General features: G+C 65.6%; 12 protein-coding genes and 1 riboswitch. Of the genes, 7 read left to right on the plus strand and 5 right to left on the minus strand.

Translation table 11 applies throughout. The annotated features are described in order from the left end of the window. The first annotated feature begins 116 nt into the window (after nucleotides 1–116). From K6142_RS09850 to K6142_RS09875, 6 genes are all read left to right on the plus strand, one after another. Nucleotides 117–389 (plus strand): hypothetical protein, encoded by a 273-nt coding sequence (locus K6142_RS09850; protein WP_012612635.1) that lies wholly within the window; start codon nucleotides 117–119, stop codon nucleotides 387–389. Nucleotides 390–816: 427 nt separating this feature from the next. Continuing rightward, nucleotides 817–2,109 carry an ABC transporter permease gene (locus K6142_RS09855; protein WP_190245605.1) on the plus strand — a complete coding sequence of 431 codons (1,293 nt, stop codon included), beginning with the start codon at nucleotides 817–819 and terminating at the stop codon, nucleotides 2,107–2,109. Between the two features lies 1 nt (nucleotide 2,110). Beyond that, nucleotides 2,111–2,962 carry an ABC transporter ATP-binding protein gene (locus tag K6142_RS09860; RefSeq protein ID WP_190245606.1) on the plus strand — a complete coding sequence of 284 codons (852 nt, stop codon included), beginning with the start codon at nucleotides 2,111–2,113 and terminating at the stop codon, nucleotides 2,960–2,962. Between the two features lies 1 nt (nucleotide 2,963). Continuing rightward, nucleotides 2,964–3,887 (plus strand): MlaD family protein, encoded by a 924-nt coding sequence (locus K6142_RS09865; RefSeq protein ID WP_190245607.1) that lies wholly within the window; start codon nucleotides 2,964–2,966, stop codon nucleotides 3,885–3,887. Between the two features lie 95 nt (nucleotides 3,888–3,982). Then, the gene (locus K6142_RS09870; protein ID WP_223290428.1) at nucleotides 3,983–4,591 is read left to right on the plus strand and encodes an ABC-type transport auxiliary lipoprotein family protein; all 609 of its coding nucleotides are present in this window, start codon (nucleotides 3,983–3,985) and stop codon (nucleotides 4,589–4,591) included. Between the two features lie 241 nt (nucleotides 4,592–4,832). Next, nucleotides 4,833–6,878 carry a methyl-accepting chemotaxis protein gene (locus K6142_RS09875; protein ID WP_190245608.1) on the plus strand — a complete coding sequence of 682 codons (2,046 nt, stop codon included), beginning with the start codon at nucleotides 4,833–4,835 and terminating at the stop codon, nucleotides 6,876–6,878. Nucleotides 6,879–7,429: 551 nt separating this feature from the next. Here the strand turns inward: K6142_RS09875 and cobI are convergent. From cobI to K6142_RS09900, 5 genes are all read right to left on the minus strand, one after another. After that, a complete protein-coding gene (cobI, locus tag K6142_RS09880; protein ID WP_190245609.1) occupies nucleotides 7,430–8,209 on the minus strand; it encodes a precorrin-2 C(20)-methyltransferase in 780 nt (259 codons plus the stop codon). Between the two features lie 171 nt (nucleotides 8,210–8,380). Continuing rightward, entirely contained in the window at nucleotides 8,381–9,499 is a 1,119-nt protein-coding gene (locus tag K6142_RS09885; RefSeq protein WP_223290429.1) for an ABC transporter substrate-binding protein, read from the minus strand. Nucleotides 9,500–9,503: 4 nt separating this feature from the next. Beyond that, complete coding sequence (locus K6142_RS09890) at nucleotides 9,504–10,517, minus strand: ABC transporter ATP-binding protein (RefSeq protein ID WP_223380822.1); 1,014 nt, start codon at nucleotides 10,515–10,517, stop codon at nucleotides 9,504–9,506. Further along, nucleotides 10,514–11,677: a FecCD family ABC transporter permease gene (locus K6142_RS09895; protein ID WP_223380823.1), complete on the minus strand. Its 1,164-nt coding sequence runs from the start codon at nucleotides 11,675–11,677 to the stop codon at nucleotides 10,514–10,516. The genes K6142_RS09890 and K6142_RS09895 overlap by 4 nt, the downstream gene beginning before the upstream one ends. Beyond that, nucleotides 11,677–12,684, minus strand: coding sequence for a sirohydrochlorin cobaltochelatase (locus K6142_RS09900; protein ID WP_190245402.1), 1,008 nt, complete (start codon nucleotides 12,682–12,684; stop codon nucleotides 11,677–11,679). The genes K6142_RS09895 and K6142_RS09900 overlap by 1 nt, the downstream gene beginning before the upstream one ends. Nucleotides 12,685–12,885: 201 nt before the next feature. Continuing rightward, nucleotides 12,886–13,067, minus strand: a riboswitch (cobalamin riboswitch). 717 nt (nucleotides 13,068–13,784) lie between these two features. Between K6142_RS09900 and K6142_RS09905 the strand changes: the two genes are divergently transcribed. Continuing rightward, the gene (locus K6142_RS09905; RefSeq protein WP_190245401.1) at nucleotides 13,785–21,107 is read left to right on the plus strand and encodes a DUF5801 repeats-in-toxin domain-containing protein; all 7,323 of its coding nucleotides are present in this window, start codon (nucleotides 13,785–13,787) and stop codon (nucleotides 21,105–21,107) included. Nucleotides 21,108–21,243 lie beyond the last annotated feature (136 nt).

Here is a 21,243-nt window from a genome sequence, read left to right on the forward strand (position 1 = left end):
GCACATCCGCCCCGCCAAACACTTGCGTTTTTGGGAAAGGGGTAATATTCCGCAGTGTTGTGTGGGTCCGAAAGGCGGGCCCTTACCCGTTCGCGCGAGAGTTATCTGTGAATACTATGGAAGGCATCAGGACTGTTCAGGGGTACATCGTGCCGCTCACCCTGAAAGGGCACGACGACATGGCCGCCAAGGTGGCCGTGTCCGCCGGGGATACCGAATTCCACATCGTCCCGCGCGGTGCCGGGGCCGACCTTGCGGCGCACATCAATGCCCACGTGGAAGTGGTGGGCATGGTGCGCGAAAAGGACGGCGAGCTGCTGTTGCAGGTGCGCAGCTACAAGCTCACCGACGGCTACGAGCACGAATGGTACGACGACGACGTGGAATAGCCGCCGCAGGGTAGCCACCGGCAAGGCACCTTCGGGTTGCCGCCGCCCGGCTCCGGCTGTCCGGTTCCGGTTGTCCGGGGCTGCTGTCCGGTTGTAGCCACCCGGGTTTCAACGTCGGGCAGTACATGTCGCGCGCGGGCTTTGGCCGCGCGGCTCTCCGCGCTGGTCGCGCGTTCCGGGTGTTTCCCGCCGCCGCATATTCTTCCGTTCCGTCCGTTCACTCCCTCCCGCCTGCCTCGCGCGCCGCGTTCACGCCCCCGGCCACGTTCCTGTTGCCGCGCCCGCACGCATGTGGCGCGTGGCCCCGGCCAGTACCGACACCTTCCGCACCTTTCGACACCTTCCGGCCTCTTCCCGCCCGTTTCCTTTCGGACTGGCTGCGTCAGGCACCCTTGGCGCGGTCCATGGGGCATGGTAGATTGCCCGCATGCGTGAAACCGTTCCCCCGTTCCGAGAACCCACCCTCAAGGGCGACTACCGGCGTCCCGACCCGGACGCCCACGCCGGGCAGCACGAGCCGGGACTGGTCTGCACGCCTGCCGCGTCGTGCGTGGAGCCCGGCCCCATCGACGGGATGGACGACGGGATGGGCGGGGGCGCGCGCGAACTGGTGCTCACCTTTTCCGGCGTGTGGGACGTGGCCTCCATCGGCCGCATGACCGCCCGGCTGCTGCGCCGCTGCGCCGAGGTGGGCAACGCCTGTTCGGCGCAGGGCGATGCCCCGGTGGTGCATCTGGACCTGGCCGAAGTGACCCGCCTGGATACCGCCGGTGCGCAACTGCTGTGCCGGGCCGCCGCCGGCATGGCGACGGCTGGGGCGCGCGTGGTGTGGCACGTGACCGACCATGGCCAGTCCATGCTGCTGGACCGGGTGCGGGCCATCGACATTTCCGCGGTGCCGCGCGCACGCCGCATATCTCCCGTGGTGGGCGCGCTGAACGCCATCGGCGGCTCCATCGTGGAGGAACTGGAACAGGCCCGCGCCATCATCGGCTTCCTGGGCATGTTCCTGGTTTCGCTGGCGGCGGCGGTGGCCCGGCCGTGGCGGCTGCGCTGGGTGTCCATCGTGCACCACATGGAACAGACCGGCATTCAGGCCGTGCCCATCGTGGCCCTGCTGACCTTCCTCATCGGGCTGGTCACCGCGTACATGGGGTCGGAGCAGTTCACCCGCTTCGGGGCGCAGGTGTTCGTGGTGAACCTGATAGAGGTTTCCACCCTGCGCGAACTGGGCGTGCTGCTGACGGCGCTCATCGTGGCGGGGCGCTCCGGCTCGTCGTTCACCGCCCAGATAGGGGCCATGGTGGCCAACGAAGAGGTGGACGCCATGCGCTCCATGGGGCTGGACCCCATGGAGGTGCTGGTGATTCCCCGCGTGGTGGCCCTGGTGCTGATGCTGCCGGTGCTCACCTTCATCGCCGACTTCATGGGCGTGCTGGGCGGGGGCATTGCCTCGTGGCTGTCGCTGGGCATATCGCCCGGCGCGTTCGCCGTGCGCTTCCAGGAGATCACCCGGCTGGCCAACTTCGTCACCGGGCTGGTCAAGGCGCCGTTCTTCGCGCTGATCATCGGCATCGTGGGGTGCTTCCAGGGCTTTCGGGTTACCGGCAGCGCGGAGTCGGTGGGGCGGCTGACCACCCAGGCGGTGGTGGAGTCGATCTTCCTGGTCATCGTGGCCAACGCGGGCTTCGCCATCCTGTTCATGTCGCTGGGGGTGTAGGGTGACGGACGCGCCCATCATCTCGCTGCGTGGCATCACCAACCGCTTCGGCACGGTGACGGTGCACGAGAACCTGGACCTGGACGTGTGGCCCGGCGAGGTGCTGGGGCTCATCGGGGGTTCCGGTTCCGGCAAGTCGGTGCTGCTGCGCACCATCCTTGGGCTGCGCCGCCCCCAGGCGGGCGACGTGCGCGTGCTGGGGGTGGACATCACCCATTCCGACGAGGCCGCGCGCCGCGCGGTGCGCCGCCAGTGGGGGGTGCTGTTCCAGGACGGGGCGCTGTTCTCGTCGCTGCCGGTCATCGAGAACATCAAGGTGCCCCTGCGCGAGTTCACCAACCTGCCGCCCGAAACCATGGATGACGTGGCCGCCCTGAAGCTGCGCATGGTGGGCCTGGCGCCGGAGGCGGCGCTGAAATACCCGTCCGAACTTTCCGGCGGCATGCGCAAGCGCGCGGGGCTTGCCCGCGCCCTGGTCATGGACCCGGCGGTGGTCTTTCTGGACGAACCCACGGCGGGGCTGGACCCCATCGGCGCGGCGGCCTTCGACGCGCTGATCGCCGACCTGCGCGACGCGCTTGGGCTGACCGTGGTCATGATTACCCACGATCTCGATTCACTGTACGCGGTATGCGACCGGGTGGCCGTGCTGGCGGAAAAACGCATCTACGCGGTGGGGACCATTCAGGAACTGCTGCGGGTGGACCACCCGTGGCTGCGCGAATATTTCACGGGGCCGCGCGGACGCGTGGCCGCCGGGGTGTCCGGAGCCACGGATCGGGACGCGCCTGGTGTGCCCGGGGACGCGGACCGGGGCGCACATGCCGGGCAGACCCCGGCCCAAGGGAGATGACATGGAGATCAGGGCAAGCTACGTGCTGGTCGGGGTGTTCACGCTCATGGCCGTGGTGGGGGCGCTGGCCTTCATCCTGTGGACGGCGGGGCGCGGCAGCGGCGTGGACCTCGTGCAGTACGACATCAATTTCACGGGGCACGTTTCCGGCCTCAGCGTGGCCAACGACGTGCTGTTCAACGGGGTGAAGGTGGGGTCGGTGAAGGCCATCACCATCAGCCCCACCGACCCTGGCCGGGTCAAGGTGCGCGTCGAGATGGCGGCCAACACCCCCGTGCGCGAAGATTCCATGGCCTCGCTGGAGGCGCGCGGCATCACCGGCGTGACCGTGGTGCAGATTTCCGGCGGCACGGCCACCAGCCCGCTGCTCAAGCCGCACTCCGGTGAAGAGGTGGCGGTGATTCCCGCCCAGCTTTCGCGGCTGGAGGCCCTGTTTGCCGGGTTGCCCGCCGTGGTTTCCGACAGCCGCGACCTCATCCAGCGCATCGCGGGCATGGCCGACGACGAGAACCGCCGGGCGCTGGCGCAGACCCTGCAATCGCTGGACGTGCTTACCGCGCGGCTGGCCGCCCGGGCAGACGCCATGGACCGCATCATCGGGAACCTGGACGTGACCACCCGGCGCCTGGCCAACGCATCCGCCGGGCTGGAAGGCGCCACCGGCGACATGCGCGACTACCTGCGCACCGACCTGCGCGAATCCACCCGCGCCGTGGGCGACATGGCCCGGCGCATGGACGGCATGGTGGCCCGCGCCGAGCCGGGCGTGGCCAAGTTTTCGGGCGAGGGGCTGGAAGACATGCGCCGCCTGCTGGCCGAGGCGCGCCAGTTGGTGGGCACGCTGGACCGGCTGGCCCACAAGGTGGAAAGCGACCCCCGCCGTTTCCTGTTCGGCAACCCCGTACCGGAGTATGATGCCCGATGATGTCCGTTTCCACTCCGTGCCCGTCCGCTTCCCCTTTGTGTGCGTTGGCCGCGGGCGCCCTCCGTGCCGTCCGCCGGAAGCACCGGCCCTGGATATTGCTGCTCGCCCTGCTGCTGGCCGTACTGCCCGGCTGTGCCCGCGTACTGGACCCAGGCCCCGCACCCACCCACCTGTTGCTGGCCCCGGCCATGCCCGGCCCCGACGCGGGCGGCGCGGTGCATCTGCAACTGGCCATCTCCCTGCCGGAAACCAGCCGCATGCTGGATACCGACCGCATCGTGCTGGTGCTGGGGGGAGAGAACGGGCGCGAGGTGCGTTACTATGCCGGGGCCAAGTGGACCAGCCCGGCTCCGCGCCTGGTGCAGCGGCTGCTGGTGGAAGCCTTCGAGCGGGCCGGGCGGCTGGACGGCGCGGCGGAGGAATCGGCGGGCATCTACCCCGACTACCGGCTGATGACCGACCTGCGCCGCTTCAATACCCGCATGGCTGAAGGTGCCGCGCCCCTGGTCGAGGTGGAGCTGGCCCTGCGCCTGGTGGACCTGAAGACCGGGCGCATCGTGGCCTTTACCTCCATCGGGCGCGATTGCCCCGCCGCCGGGTCCGCCCTGCCGCAAGTGGCCGAGGCCTTCGAGACGGCCATGGGTGACGTGCTGGCTCGGGCCACTTCGTGGAGCCTGGAGGCCATGGCCACCCCCCGTTCCTGACGCGGCGTGCGGTCGGGGCGTTGTCGGCAGCGGACTTGAACCTGCCGATGCCACGGGGGTGCCCCGTCTGTTCTTTCCCTTGCCATGTTTCCGGGGCCGGAAGTGTCCGGCCCCGTTCCTTTTTCTTTGTGATATTTTTTGCGGCGTGGACCTATCGCCAATATGGACAGTGTGCTACGCTGGCGCCATCAGGATCTGATGCGTTACTCTCGGGGGAGGGTTGCAACAGGCGAGGTGCTCCATGGGCTGGAATCTTCGCAACCGTTTCCTTGTGCCAACGCTGGGGCTGGTGCTCATCGGCATGGTGGTGTCCTCGTGGCTGTCGTATTCCGTGTCGGAAGACGCCCTGCACCAGGCCATCAATGCCCAGTCGGAAATGATGGTCCGCGCCGCCGCGGGCGAATTGGACAGGCGCGTCCGGGACCAGCGCGAGGATATGGCCACGCAGGCCATGCGCAACGTGCTGCTGGACGTGCTGCGGGTGCCGCCGGGCGGCGACAGGGCCGCCGTGGTGCGGCGCGCCAACGATGCCCTGCGCCAGGTGGTGGCCTCTTACGACGTGTATCAGGTGATCAACGTGCTGGGGCCGGACGGCATCGTGGTGGCCAGCAATCTGGACGAGTCCGTCGGCAAGGAAAACCGCGCCAGCCGTGAATATTTCAAGCGCGGCATGCAGGGCGAGGCCACCGTGTCCGAGCCGCTCATGAGCATGACCACCAACACGCCCGTGGTGGTGCTGGCAGTGCCCATGAAGGTGGACGGCAAGGTGGCGGGCGTGCTGTACGCTTCGGTGGACCTTGCCAAGTACGCAAGGGAATTCATCAATCCCATCAAGATCGGCAAGACAGGCTATGCCTTCATGGTGGCGGGCAACGGCAAGGTCATTGCCCACCCCGACGCCTCGCTGATCCTCAAGACCGACATCAGTGAGCTGGACTGGGGCAGGAAGGTGCTGGAGCAGCGCACGGGCAGCATTGTCTATCCGTGGCAAGGTATCACCAAGTATGCGTACTTCGTGGAGGAACCTTCCACCAAGTGGATCCTGTGCATCACCGTGGACGAAAGCGACATCAGAGACCCGGTGGCCGCCATCCGCAACGTGAGCGTGGCCGCCACCACGGCCATCCTGCTGCTGGTGGGGGCGGTGATCTTTCTTATCGTGCGCAACATCGTGAACGCGCTGGGCAAGGGCGTGGAATTCGCCAGCGCCGTGGCCGAGGGCGATCTTTCGCGGCAGTTGGACGTGGCCCGTTCGGACGAGATCGGCACGTTGGCCAACGCCTTGCGCACCATGGTGGATCGGTTGAAGGACATGATCGCCACCTCGGAACAGAAGACCCGCGAGGCAGAGGAGCAGGGGGCGCAGGCCCGGCAGGCCATGGCCGAGGCCGAGGCCGCCCGCGCCGAGGCCGAACGCGCCAAGAGCGAGGGCATGCAGCAGGCTGCGGCGCGGCTGGAGGTGATCGTGGACCGTGTGGGTTCCGCGTCCGAGGAACTGGCCGCCCAGATCGAGCAGGCCAGCCGGGGCGCCGACGTGCAGCGCGAGCGCACCGGAGAGACCGCCACGGCCATGGAAGAGATGAACTCCACGGTCATGGAGGTGGCCCGCAACGCCTCGTCCGCCGCGGACAATGCGGAAAAGGCCCGCCGCCAGGCGGAAGATGGCGAGGGCATCGTGCGTTCGGTGGTGGAAGCCATCGAGGACGTCAACGACAAGGCCGCCCTGCTGCGGGGCAGCCTGCATGATCTGGGCGACCGGGCCGAATCCATCGGGCATATCCTGAACGTGATCAGCGACATTGCCGACCAGACCAACCTGCTGGCGCTCAACGCCGCCATCGAGGCGGCGCGGGCGGGCGATGCCGGACGCGGCTTTGCCGTGGTGGCCGACGAGGTGCGCAAGCTGGCGGAAAAGACCATGAACGCCACGCGCGAGGTGGGCGACGCCGTACGGGCCATCCAGGGGGCGTCGCGCGAGAACGTGCGGGGCATGGAAGAGGCGTCCATGTCCGTGGGCCGCAGCACCGAACTGGCCACCATGGCCGGTGATTCGCTGCGGGTGATCGTGGACGTGGTGCAGGAAACCGCCGACCGGGTGCGTGCCATCGCCACGGCGGCGGAAGAGCAGTCCGCGGCCAGCGAGGAGATCAACCGGGGTACCGAAGAAGTGAACCGCATCGCGGCGGAGACGGCGGAAGTCATGGAGCAATCGTCCCAGGCCGTGGGCGAGCTGGCCCGCATGGGGCAGGAGTTGCGGCAGTTGGTGGAGCAGTTGAAGCGGGGATAGGGCGGGACGCGCCCTCATGTATATGGATGCACAGGGACGGGCCGTCCGGCGATGCCGGGCGGCCCGTTGGTGCTTGTGGTGGAGCGGGGAACGGAAAGGACAGGCGCGGGTGGGGCAAGCCGGGAAGGCATGGGAAAGGGCAGCGGAGGGCAGGAGAGGGGTGATGGCGATGCATACGGAGCGGAAACAGCTTCTGTGGCGCTGGCGGCGTCAGTGGATTGGGGGGCTCGGTCATGTACGCGAGTACACTCCCTTCGCCCCCCAATCCACTCCTTGCCAGCGCCGCAACATCTTGTTTCGCGTTCCGTCTTCACCGCACAGCCCCCCGCCGTGCAGGGCCACGGCGGGACAGCGGTGGAAGCCGGTTGGGAAAGGGGAGACAGGGCGCGCAGGGTGCGCGAGGAACCCGGATGGCAGGACGGCGGAAATGCGGAGGGGCAGGGGAAATCGAAGTTGGACGATTTTGCCCCGTTTCATACAGACAAGGGCCGCCCGCAGGAAACGGGCGGCCCTTCGGCCTTGCGGGATGGGGAAGAGAGCCGGGAGAGGGGCTACGCCTCGCCGGTATCGTCGCCAGCATCGTCGCCGGTGCGGGCCTTGGGCACCAGCAGCAGGGTCAGGTAGTGCGGCGCATCCGGGGCATCGGCCAGGGTGGGGGCGATGATCTCGCCCGGCAGCCCCAGGCGGGAGACGAACACCGCCTGTTCCGCCGCCCCCTGCTCGGCAAGCACCCGGCGGATTTCCGGAAACTTGCGGTATGCCTTCAGGATCACGGCATTGTCCGCGCCCGCCACGTCGGCGGCCAGCTTGTCCGTGCCGTTCACGCCGGGCACCAGCAGCAGGGTTTCGTCCGCCTCGCACAGGATGGTGCGGGTGCGGGCGGCCGCCGCCTGGTACGAGGTGACGCCCGGCACCACCTGCACCGCGTCGTCGGGCAGGTCCGGGGCCACCCGGCGCAGGGTGCGCAGCAGGTAGCCGAAGGTGGAATAGATGAGCGGGTCGCCCAGGGTCAGGAAGGCGGCGTCCCGGCCCTTGCGCAGGGTGTCGGCCACGGCGCGGGCGTTGGATTCCCACGCGGCGGCCAGGGCGGCCTTGTCGCGGGTCATGGGAAAGCCCAGCGTCTCGATGCGCACGTCGGCGGGCAGGTGGGGCCGGGCTATGTCCAGCGCCACCGAATAGTCGTTGCGCGTGGACGAGGCGGCAAACACCACGTGCACCCGCGACAGGGCGTTGACGGCGCGCAGGGTCAGCAGGTCCGGCTCGCCGGGGCCGACGCCGATGCCGAACAGGGTGCCGCAGGAGGGCCGGGGCGTATCATTGAAGGCGGGCATGAAAAACCTCTTGGGATAGGACGCTGTCGGTACGGACAGAACAGGTCATGGGCCGGGCAAGCCATTGATCCGGGCAAGCCGTTGGGCCGGGCAAGCCGTTGTGCCGGGCAAGCCGTTGGGCCGGGCAAGCCGTTGGGCCGGGCAAGCCATTGATCCGGGCAAGCCGCGGATTCAGGGGGCAGCCTGCTTGTGGTCGGTCGCGGGTGTGACCGGAGTGGTGCCCCATACATCGGGGTGCAGGTAGCGGGCAAGCTCCTCCACGGCATCCACGGCGCGGGGGCCGGGGCGGGAATACCGCGCCTCGTCCACTTCACGCACGCGGCCGTTCCGTATGGCGGACAGGGTTGCGTAATGGGGACGCGTGGCGGGCGGCTCCGGCTCCGGGTTCATGGGGCCGCGTTGCAGCAGGTAGACGGCGGGGTCGAGCCGCAGCAACTCCTCTTCGCTCAGGCGGGCCACCCGCCCTTCGGCGGTGACGCAGTTGCGGCCACCCGCGTGGGCGATGATGTCGGTGACGATGGAATCGGCCCCGGCGGCCAGCAGGTTTGTGTGGCGCACTTCGAAGAACACGGCGGGCCGGGGGCGGTGGGCCACCCGCGCGGCCACGGCGTCCAGCCGGGCGCGCAGGGCCGCTTCCAGCGCGGCGGAGCGTTGCGGCTCGCCGGTCAGGGTGCCCATGCGGCGCAGCACGCCGAACAATTCCCCGAACGAGCCCACCCGGAACACCGCCACGGGAATGCCCAGCGCGCGCAGGCCTTCCACGGCCTCGCCCGCTTCGCGACGGCCCTCCATCTGCAACACCAGGTCCGGGGCCACGGCGGCCACCATCTCCGGGCTGGGGCGCATGTGCGTGCCGATGACCGGCAGGGCGCGAATGGCGGCGGGTTCCTCGTCTGCGGCGGTGCGCGCCGCCACGCGGTCCGTCATGTCCATGGCCGCCAGCAGTTCGTTGAACGCCCCGTACAGGGCCACGATGCGCCGGGCGGGGTGGGGCAGGCGCACTTCACGCCCCGTGTCGTCGGTGATGGACACCGGTCCGTCTGCCTGCCTGTCCGGTTGTCTGGCCGGTTGCCCGTCCGCCCGCCCGGTCGCACCACCGTCCGCCCGTCTTTCGGGCTGTTGGCTTTGTTGTACGCCGGATTGTCCGGTGGCCTGCCCGGCACGGGCAGCGGCGGGCAAGGCGAAGGCAATGGCCAGCGCGGCCAGCAGGGCCACGGCCAGCGTCCGGCACGGGCGATGGGGGGGAGTTGTCGCAACGGTGGTGGCGGCCTGACGGACGAAGGTGCGCATGCGGTCAGTCATCCTGTGTCCCCGTGGGAAGGGGCGTGGTCTGCGCGGAAATTTCGGGTTCACCGCAGCGCGCGGGCGGCGTTGCGGGGCGGGGATGCGCGTGTCCGGAAAAGCCGGACAGTGGCAATGCAGGTTCCGGAAGCGGCGCAGCGTGACAATATGGTGAGCGCTTGCTTTTCGTGGGGTCTGGCAGTGCAGCCTCCGGCGGGTTCGCGGGCAGCCCCGCGCGCATGTCCATCCGGAATGCCCCGGGCACGTAACAGGCCTGCGGGGTGCCGGTGACCGGGTGGGGCTGCACCGTCACGGGGGTCTCGTATACCTCGGACAGCACGGCGGCGGTAAAGGCGCGTTCCACCGGACCATCTTCCACCACGCGGCCATGCTTCAGGAATATCAGGCGGGTGCAGTACAGGGCGGCCAGGTTCAGGTCGTGCACGGCGGCCACGATACGCGCCCCGGCCCGGTGGCGGGCGTGCAGCAGGTCCAGAATGTCCAGGGCGCGGGCCACGTCCAGTCCGGCGGTGGCCTCGTCCAGCAGCAGGGTGTCCGCACCCTGGGCCAGCGCGCGGGCCAGCAGCACCCGTTGCAGTTCGCCCCCTGACAGGGTGCGCGCCCCGCGCGCCGCAAGGTGGGCGCAGCCGGTGTCGCGCAGGGCGGCCAGCGCGGCGGCGTGGTCGTCCGGGCCGTAGCCGCGCAGCAGGGTGGTGTGCGGGTAGCGGCCCATGAGCACCAGCGACAGGGCGTCCTGGTCGGGGATGTGTTCGGGGCGCTGCGGCACGGCGGCGATGCGCCGGGCGCGCTCGCGCGGGCGCAGGCGGTGCAGGGGTGCGCCGTCCAGGGTCACCGTGCCGGAACGCGGCGCCAGTACGCCAGACAGCACCAGCAGCAGGGTGGTCTTGCCGCTGCCGTTGGGCCCCAGCAGGCCCACCAGTTCTCCGGCGGGCACGGACAGTGAGACGTCGCGCAGCACGTCGCCCGTATCGCCATACCCGGCATGCACGCGGGAAATTTCGATCATGGCGTGCCCCCAGTGCGCACTGCCGCGCCGCGACCCCCGCGTACCAGCAGCAGGCAGAAGAACGGCCCGCCCAGCAGCGCCGTGACCACGCCCACCGGCAGTTCCGCCCCGCCGGGCAGCAGGGTGCGGGCCAGCACGTCGGCCCAGGCCAGCAGCACACCGCCCCCGAACCATCCCGCCGCCAGCAGCGGCCCGTGCGCCGCGCCCAGGCGCATACGCGCCAGATGCGGCACCACCAGCCCCACGAAGCCGATGACCCCGCTCACCGCCACGCAGCCCGCCGTGATCAGGCTGGCGCCCACCAGCAGTTGCAGGCGCACGCGAGCCGTATCCATGCCCAGTTGCCGGGCCTGCACGTCTCCCAGGGCCAGGATGTCCAGTTCGCGAAAGCGCGGCAGCACCAGCAGCAGCCCCAGCGCCAGCCACGGCAGCAGCACCGCCGCGTGCGCCCAGCCGCGCCCTTGCAGGCTGCCCATGATCCAGAAAACGATGCTGGACACGGATTCCTCGTCCAGCGCCTTGACCAGCGAAACCAGCGCCGAAAGCACCGTGGATACCACCACCCCGGCCAATACCACGGTTTCGCGGCGAAAGCCGCCGCCCGCCGCCCCGCCCAGCAGCAACACCGCGCCCAGCGAGGCCAGCGCCCCGGCCAGCGCGGCCAGCGGCAGCAATGCCTGGGGCGAAAGCGCCGCGAACGCTGGCAGATGCACGGTCAGCCACGCGGCCAGCGGGCCGATGCCCAGGGTCAGCGCCAGCGATGCGCCAAAGGCCGCACCGCCGGAGACGCCCAGGGTGAACGGGTCGGCCAGCGGGTTGCGCAGCACCCCCTGAAACACCGTGCCCGCCACGCCCAGCCCGCCGCCCGCCAGCAGGGCCAGGCAGACGCGGGCCAGGCGGATGCGGGTGACCACCAGCATGTGGGTGGCGTCGGGCGTGGCGCCCGCCCCATCCGCAAGCCCGCCCGGCAGCGCCAGTTCGGCCAGCGCGCGCAACACGTCGCCCACGGCGATGTGGAACGGCCCGAACAGGCAGGCCAGCACCACCGTGGCCGCCCAGCACAGGGCGGCCAGCAGGATGATGCGAAGGGCGCGGCGGGGCCGCGCGGCCCCGGCCCATGCCTGTGGCGGCACTGACCGGGGCGCGGTGGCGTTGTGCATTACTGGTCCAGTTGTTTCAGGGCCACGTCCAGGTGACGCAGCCAGATGGACACGATGGCATCGGAAGACGCGGTACCGCGCAGCACCGGGCGCGGGGTGATGCCCCGTTCGCGCAGTTGCGAGGCCAGCGATTCCTGATCGTCGCCCGCCATGTCGTTGCGGGCGTGGTCGCCCGCCACGGCCATCAGCGGCACCAGCCATGCGGTACGCACCTTGCGGGCGGCCAGGGCGGCAATCACCTCGTCGAACGAGGGCGAACCCTCCACCACGCTGACGAAGAACAGCGGGTCGGCCTTGGTCAGGTAGTACTGCATGGCCGGGTAGCTGAGCGAGGCGGGGTGGTGCGGGTTGCCATGCCCCAGGAAGATGACGGCATCACCGGGCTTGCGCTCATTGGGCAGCAGCGATTTCAGGGCAACGGCCAGGGATTCGGCGTCGTCGGTGGAGCCCAGCAGGGGCAGGCCCACGGTGATGCGGGTCAGTCCCTTGGGCAGGCCCTCCATGGCTTTTGCCGTGGTCAGCAGGCCGTGGAATTCCTCTCCGGTGATGGTGTGGAACGACTGCACGGCCACATGGGTGAAGCCTTCCTCGGCCATGTCGGCCAGGGCCTGCTGGGGCGAGGCGGCGGGCTTGCCTTCCCTGATCAGCGAGGCGCGGGCCTTGCGGGCCGACCAGGCCCAGCGGATGTCCGCGCCGGGATGGGCGGCGCGCACCAGCCGCTCGATGTTGTCCAGCGCGGGGCGGGCTTCTTCCACCGTGGTGCCGAAGGCCACCAGCAGGATGCCGTCCTTGCGGGCGGCCTCGCTGCCGTGACCGGCCTGGGCGGCAAAGGGCAGGGCCAGGCACAGGGCCAGCAGCAGGGGGAGCAGCCGGGCCGCTGGCAGTGGCAGTGGCAGTGGCAGGGTGCGGGAAAGGGAGCGGAAGAAGGCGGATGACGGAACGCGCGAAAGGACGCGCGACAGGGCATCCCGCCGCAGGGCGGGCAGGCCGGAAGGCACGAGAAGCATGGGAACCTCCGAGGGAGGCAGGCGGGCAATTGGCAAGGCGGCGGGCGCACGGAGGGATGCGCAGTGGCGCGGGCCGGGCATTCGGCGGGTCCTGCGGATCACGGTGGACGCAGGGACACGGCGTGTGCGGTCGGGCAGGCGCGGGCGCGCGGATCGTGGCCGCCGGTCCCGGAAGGGCAAAAGCCCCGTTGCCTTCCGGGCATGGCCGATGACGCGTCAGGCAGGTCTTCCGGCTTGCCCGACCTGCTCCGGCCTTCCCGGATCATGATCCAGTGGCGCGCTGGGGAGCAGGCGTTCTCGCGGGCTTACGGCGGCGGGTCCGCTCCCGATTTGCACGGGATTCCCTATCAAGTCCGATGGACACCTGAAGGTCCATGGATAGGCCCCGTGCGGCGAAGCTGTCAAGCCACGGCGGCGGGCTGGCCTGCTGGCGGACTGGTGGCCGGAACTGCGCATGGCGGACGCGGAGAAGCCCTGGTGATGACGGCGTGGGCGCAGGCGTGTGTATGGGAGGGGAGGGTGGTACATGTGGGGCTGGCCGCGCAGATGGGCCGTGAGGACTCCGTGGGGACGTCAGGGGGCATCGGGGGGCATCCGGGGGGCATCCGGGGGGCTCCGTGAGGGCGTCCGAGGACGTCGGGAGGGTGTCCGGGGGCGTCGAGATGGCGTCCGGAGGCGCATGGCTGAGGTAGTCCGCCACACCCCGGGGCATCCGGACGGCCCGGATGCCCCGACTCGTCACGGATAGTTGCGTAATACGCTTGTAATACTGGGCTAACAGGCTTGGCATTCCTGTTGCAAAGATGTCGTTAGTCACACACCCGAATCCGGCTTGTCCGGACACAGCCGGATTGCCGGGTGCGTGCAGCAAGGGGCTCTGAAACTGTTCGATATTCATGGGTAAATCAGGATTGCCAACGAGCCCCGGAACAAATTTACGGATGGAAATGGGCATTCCGGAAAAGCCGGACGATATGCGGCAACACCGGATAACAGGCTGAACGCAGGCGGGGCGCGCCCGGAATCGGATTCCGAACGGCATTCCCGCACAACGCAAGGTCGGAGTCGCAGCGCGCCTTCGCCAACATGGGGAGATAGCCATGGTTACGCAGAACACCACCACTGGTGCCGCAACGGCGGCCCGCCACATCCAGCTGAACCAACCGCAGGCAAACCAGCAGATTGTCATCGACAACATTGCTGGCGCGGCGCTGGATATGGCCTTTCCGTCCGAGGCGGCACAACTGGAGCAGTCCGGCCAGGATCTCGTGTTCCTGTTCGAGAACGGCGGCCGCATCGTCCTTTCCAACTTTTTCGGTCTGTTCGAATCCCATCAACTGCCCGCCTTCAACCTTGAAGACGGCCAGTCGCTGCCGGGCGACGCCTTTCTTGCGGCCCTGCGCGAAGACCTGCTGCCCGCCGCCGGTCCCGGCGCGGGTGCTGCCGCGGGCAGCGGCGGCGTGGGCGACTACACCGACGACGCAGGCAACCTGATCGGCGGCGTGGACCGCCTGGACCCGCTGGGCACCACCACCTTCGGCGTGCAGGCCCTGCCGGGCATCGAGGATGCGGCTACCCCGCTCATCGACACCGTGCCCACCCTGGTTCTGACCACCGGGGCATTTACTGTTTTCGAATCCGACCTTGATTTCGAAGGATACCGAAACGACGGTAGCGCAACGTATCAGGATACGGATTCGGGGCGTACCATAGTTACGGGTTCTTTCGCCATTACCGCACCCGACGGCATTGGCAGCCTGACCGTAGGCAGCAGCACGTTCACTGCCGCGCAGCTTGCCGCGCTGCAGGCGGGCGGCAGTCCGCTGGTGGTGAATCTGGGCGCACAGGACGCCTACGCCGACATGGTGTTGACCGGCTTTGACGGCACCAACATTACCTTCAGGTATACCCTGACGGGCAGCAGCGATCACTTTGCCCCCAACGGGGAAGACCGCAACGAAAGTATTCCTGTCACTATTACTGATTCGGATGGTGATTCCGCCAGTGGCACTATCGTGGTGACTATAGCGGACGATGCGCCGCTGATAGGCAAGGTGGATTCCGAAGAGGGACGTGACGATTACTCGTGGCTGCATGCGAACGGCAAGGTCATGCCGCTGCATGAGTCTCCATATGACCATGACCACGGTAACGACAACGAGCGCGGTGGTGGATCGCAGCATGAGTTCTGGACGAAGTTCGATCTGACATCTCACAATGCCGGGGAATGGTTGGATAATGGCGTTATCGCTGATCTGCGCGTGAATGGCGGTACCCCGTATTTCAGCAAGAACGGCCTTGGCGTGACCTATGACGGCAATGCCGTGCCCGGCGATTCGCCCGATCGTGAGAACGAACTGGGCTACCGTGACGACAAGATGTTCCATGAGCAGGAAGGTGTCGTCTTCAAGTTGGACGGCGTAGCCGACGCCTTCAAGCTGGAAGCCGGGGCGTTCTACGGGAATGAAGCCAGGCCCGATGGAGAGTTGGGCAAGGTCCTGTTCTTCCTTGGCGATGAGCTTGTCGCGTCGAAGCGCCTGGAAGCTGATGATTGGGGTGACAGTTTCAGTTTCGCCAAGCTGCCCTTCTTCGACCGGGTTGTCGTCATTGGTCTTGATTACAGCCATACCACGACGGGCGACAACAGCGATTTCTACATCAAGAACGTCGGGTTCCACATGGTATCGGAGATCGGCGTGGGCCATGGCGATCTCGATTTCACGTACGGCGCCGACGGTATGGGGGCGTTCGACCTGTCATGGGCAGGGCTTACGGACTCTTCCGGAACTCCCGAGGCAACGCCGGCGGCACTGGTTGCGGAAGAAGGGCCTTCTTCCGAACCTAGTGGTATCTGGACATTGGATGGCCAGCAAGTTGTGGTGGAATCTGATGGCACCGGTCGCTTGGTCGGCTACATTATGAGCGAATCTTCTGACGATGCCGCGCGCTCGTCAGAATCTTCCTCGAACATTGCGTTTATTCTGCAGGTTCACCCGGTTACCGGCTACTGGACCTTTACCCAGAAGGTTCCGCTGGATCTGCCAGACAGCGCGCATGGCAAGCTGACCTTCAACTACACCATTACCGATGGTGACGGCGACACGGCCAGTTCTTCTTTCACCGTGAAGATTATTGAAGCCGAGCGTGCCCCCGACATTGACATGCCGACCGAAGCACACGTGGTGCACGAGTCCGGGCTGTTCAAGCTGGGTGCAATCGGTTCGGAGCTTTTTGACCACGACGCCAACACGATGGTTACGGGGTCTTTTGTCATCGACATGCAGCACGAAGGCTTCCAGTCAGTGACGGTGGGCGGCAAGTCGTTCGATAACCTCGCTGACCTCAAGGCCGAGGGCTGGCTGTTGATCGGCGACAACGGCAAGGTTGTCGGCCTTGGCGACGATCCCCACGCCAAGCTGAAGATTACGGACGTCTTTCATGATGAGACCACGGACAAGTATACCGTTTCGTACAAGTATGTCCTGATCGACAACGTGGACCACAACTACCCCGACGGCACCGAAACCGGCGACGTTATTCCCATCACGGTTACCGACGCCACCGGCGATCATGCCTTTGCCTCCCTGACCATCACCATCGTGGACGATGTGCCAAAGGTGGTGCTGTACGCGTGGGATGATTCAAGGAAGATACTCACCACGCAGGATTCTGAAACAATTGATACGCGAGAGAACTGCAAGCCAGTGAGCGTTAGTGATTCTGTTGAGATGGACTTTTCGCACGAATTCATCGCAGTGCCAAGGTATGGTGCGGATGGGCCGGGGTCTGTGTCGATGTCATATGCGCTCACCATCATGGGTAATCCTGGGCAGTATGGCAGAGTGGAGTCTGGACTTACACATGATGATCACAAGATATATCTGTATGAGATCGATGGCGTCGTTTACGGGTCAACATCGTCGTCGGGTAGCGAGCACAGCGTTCTTGACGGCAAGGTTTTTTCGGTTTCAGTTGATGTCGATGGACATGTTACGCTGACGCAGTATACGGCGATTGATCATGCGGAACAGGGCGTTGACTATAAGTCTTTGGGTAACCAGCTTATTGGTCTGGTCGGTACCGCAACGGTGACGGATGGCGATGGCGACAGCGCTAGCGCAAGCAAGACCATTGATCTCGGGGGGAATATCAGGTTTGAGGATGATATGCCTGCGGTGTCAGTGTCACTTACGAATGCAACGCTGCATCCGCTTATCACTCAAGACGCTGAAACAATGGGCTATGATGGCAAGCGGGGGCATCATGAAGGTGAAGACTCTTCAGAACAGAGCTTCTCCGCAGCCTTTAAGGTGGAAATAGACTGGGGTGCCGATGGTGCCGCCGACCACAACGCGAAGACTACGGACTATACGCTGGACATTACCAAGCTGGCCGGAGAGGGAGGGCTTGTTGATTCCGGGCTTAGCCATGATGGTCAACACATCTACCTCTTCAAGGTGGCGGATGGGTCCATAGTGGGTTCAACGGCACTTTCTGCAGGTGGCATCACGGACGGGAACACGGTGTTTTCTGTTTCCGTGAAGGATACCGGACAGGTGAAGCTTACGCAGTACTCCGAGATTGACCACGAAGGCGCGGGCAAGGATATCGCATCGCTTGATGATGGTATTGTCCGGCTGAACGTCAGCGTTACCGTGAAAGATGGTGACGGAGATCGCGTTGAGGCTCACAATTCTGTAGATATCAGCGGAAACATCCGGTTTGAAGATGATATCCCGACACTGAGCGTGAGTCTGGAGCATTGCTGGAACAAACCGTTGACCACGTATGACAAGGATACCATCGGGGATGGCGTGTCCACGAGTTTTGCCAGCTTTGCGGGTGCGTTCGATGTGGAAAAGAGTTTTGGGGCCGATGGAGCAGGTAGCTATGGCATCAAGTACAGTCTTGACCTCAAGTCTTCTGACGGGTTGGTTGACTCCAAACTCGATCATGACGGCAAATCGATCTACCTGTACGAAGTGGGAGGGAAGATTGTCGGTTCTACCAGTACCGAATCTGACATCGCCGGTGGCAAGGTGTTCGACATCTCGGTGGACTCTTCAACGGGTGTGGTAACCCTGACGCAGTACTCCGAAATTGATCATGATGCACCAAGCAGGCGGTATGATACAGATGATGTCAAGGCTCTTGCCTCGAACCTTGTTAATCTTGTCGCCACAGCCACGGTGATGGATGGCGACGGTGATACTGTGGAAAAGAGCGCGAGGCTTGATCTTGGCGGAGACATCAAGTTTGTGGACGACGTGCCCAAGGCATACGATAACGCCAACAGTGTGACGGAAGACAGTGGCACTGGGCCGATCGAAGCCAAGGGTAATCTGATTGTGGATGCTCAGCCCCAGGCTGACACGGTGGGTGCGGACGGCAACGGCCACATCACAGCCATATCCTTCGGCGCAAATGCGGGGCATGCCGCTGCGGGTGGCGGCTGGGACGTGGACGGAAAGTACGGCACGCTGCATGTCAACGCCGACGGTACCTACACCTACACGCTGCATAATAATGCGACGGTGGTGCAGGCCCTGTCATCCTCGGATCACCCCACCGAAACCTTCACCTACACCCTGGCCGATGGCGACGGTGACACTTCGCAGGCGCACCTGACGGTGACCGTGAATGGTGCGGATGAACCGCGTATCCTGAGCATCGGTGAGGTTCCGGAAGGACATGTCTACGAGGCGGACCTTGCCGGTGGTTCCGGTTGGCCGGACAACGGGCTGATATCGGATGGGCAGTTCACCATCACGAGTTCCAGCGGCTTGACCGGGCTTAAGATCGGCACTGGAACCGTCAATCTGGCGCTCCCCGATGGGGCTCACCAGGACATCTCGACAGATCACGGAAAGCTGACCATCACTGACGTGAATCATGTAGGCGATGCCTACACGGTGAAGTACACCTATACGCTGACGCAGACGGCCACCAATCCTGATGCCGATCACAACGGCGTCAACGAGGACTTCAAGGAAACCCTGCAGATCAAGGCAACGGACAGCACCGGGACCGCTACGCATGACCTGGTGGTCAGCATCGTTGACGACCATCCCACGGCGGTTGCGGATGTGAAGGACTACTCCGGCGGCATGACCACCACCGTACTCATCGTGCTCGATTCGTCGGGCAGCATGGGACCGGATCGTGGTCTTGGCGGTGGCGATCCCGATGGGCCGGGTGGCTATGAAACCAAGTTCGAGTTGGCCAAGGCCTGCATTGACACCCTGCTTGCGGCGTACAAGGATCTTGGTGCGGTCAACGTGCGCATCGTGGACTTCGACGATGACACTCGCACCAGCGACTGGTTCACCGGCAGCAGTGCCAAGACCGACGCTATGGGTTGGGTTAACACCGACGCCAACAGCAGTGTTGGTGGCGGGACGCGATACACCACGGCCCTTGACGCGGCCACCGGTGCCCTGATGAACGGGGTGCCCCCGGCGGACCGTTCGGTGGTGTACTTCCTGTCCGACGGCGCGCCCAACGATGGATACGCATTGGGCAGCACAAAGGCTGCCGCGTGGGATGCCTTCCTCAAGAACCTCACCCCCGTTGACACCGTGTACGCCTACGGCATGGCTACCACCGGTAACATTACCCAACTTGAGCGGGTTGCCTGGGACCGCGACGGTCAGCCCGTGACCGACCCGGCCAAGGAAATCAGCAACCTGGTGGAATTGAAGGCGGAACTGCTTGCCACCGTGCCCGTCACCGGTACGCTGTTCGCCAACGACAACGCCGGGGCCGATGGTGGCGCCGGTACTGGCGGCAGCCTGAAGCTGTACAGCTTCGAAGGACACCTTGCGAGCCCAGCCGATGTTGACGGCAAGTACACGGTTGACCTTGGCGGCAACAAGGGCAAGGTGACGGTGGACTTCGACGACGGCACCTACACCTACGTGCCGGGCAGCAACCCCGTGGGTTCCGTGGAGCTGGATTACCAGATCAAGGACGGCGACGGCTCGATCGCTTCCTCCACCCTGACCCTGAACCTGCGCGCCGCCGAACTGTGGGCGCACGACAACCACGCTGCCGCCCTGCCGGGCACCAGCACCGTGACCACGGAAACGTTTGATACCGGAAATCATGGCTGGAGCACCAATGACGACGACTACGGGGATGTGTCCCGGCAGAATGTCGGCGGTGGTGACAGGGAACTCATGCTCCAGTTGGAGTACGGCGGAGGTGCCGCAGTAACAAGCAGCAGAACCTTCGACGTGGTTGCGGGTGATACGTTGGGCTTTGATTGGCGGGCAGTGCCTTTCCAGCAAGGCAGCTACCCGTTGAACGAGCATGATGACGACAGGTTCGAGGTGGTCATCGAAGGACCGGGCGGAACGAAGACGTATACCCCGTTTACTTGCCCGGTCGACGGAACAGGTGCATCCGGCAAGTTCGCTTATCTCTTTACTATCGCCGGAACCTACACCGTGAGATTGAAGGTTGTGGATGGCACCGGCATCGATAACGGCGGTTACACACGGGTATTCGTGGATGACGTGGTGTTCTCCCACGCTGCGGCGGGCGCGGCCCTCATGGGCAATGTGGTTACCGACCATGCCGGTACGGACTACGTTGACCAGATTGGCGGGCAGACGGCCCTGATAACGGAGGTGAACGGGTTCGCCATCGCCAACGACGGTCAGTTCCACACCGTTGTCGGCGATTACGGCACCATAACCATCAACGCCTTTGGTCAGTATGCATACCATGCCAATTCCGGCACCAACGGCCACGAAGACGCCTTCGTGTACAAGCTGACCGGTGGAACCGACAGCGATTACGCCACCCTGAATGTGCACATCGGCGATACGGGCACGCACCTGTCGGCCAGTCCCGAAGCGTGGGATGTGCACAGCAGCTCCAGTGGCCACTTCCACCTCGGTGGCACCGGCAACGACACCTTGACCGGCGGTGGCGGCAACGACGTCATCTTTGGCAACTACGGCAACGATATCATCCACGGCAATGCCGGTCATGACACCCTGCACGGCGGCGCGGGCAACGACACCCTGTACGGCGATGCTGGCAACGACATCCTCGTGGGTGGCCAAGGCAGCGATACCCTGTACGGTGACGACGCCGATCACACCGTTCATGGTGCGGATACCTTCATGTGGAACGCGGAAGACTTCACCAAGGACGCTGTTGACACGGTGAAGGACTTCAACCCTGGCGAAGGCGACGTGCTGCGGTTTGCGGATATCCTTCTGGACAATGATGCTGGAACGGCAGGTATTCAGCTTGATATCGCGCAAGTTGGTACCAATGCAGTGCTGAAGCTGCATCATGGAGCCAGCGACGTGCAAACAGTCGTCCTTGAAAACGTGATAAACGCCGATACAACTCTGCACGATATCGAACAGCACATCCTGAACCACAAGATCATCACCGAAAACAGCTAACCGGCGCGCCGCCCCCGGCGGCAAACCATGAACACACGGACGCCCCGGCCTTGGCCGGGGCGTCTTGCGTTATGGCTTTAGCCAGTTGAGGGAGCGCAGCGACTGAAAGGTAGTGTCCAGAATTTTGCGCACTTTC

This window comes from Nitratidesulfovibrio sp. SRB-5, from assembly GCF_019931275.1.
GTDB lineage: Bacteria > Desulfobacterota > Desulfovibrionia > Desulfovibrionales > Desulfovibrionaceae > Cupidesulfovibrio.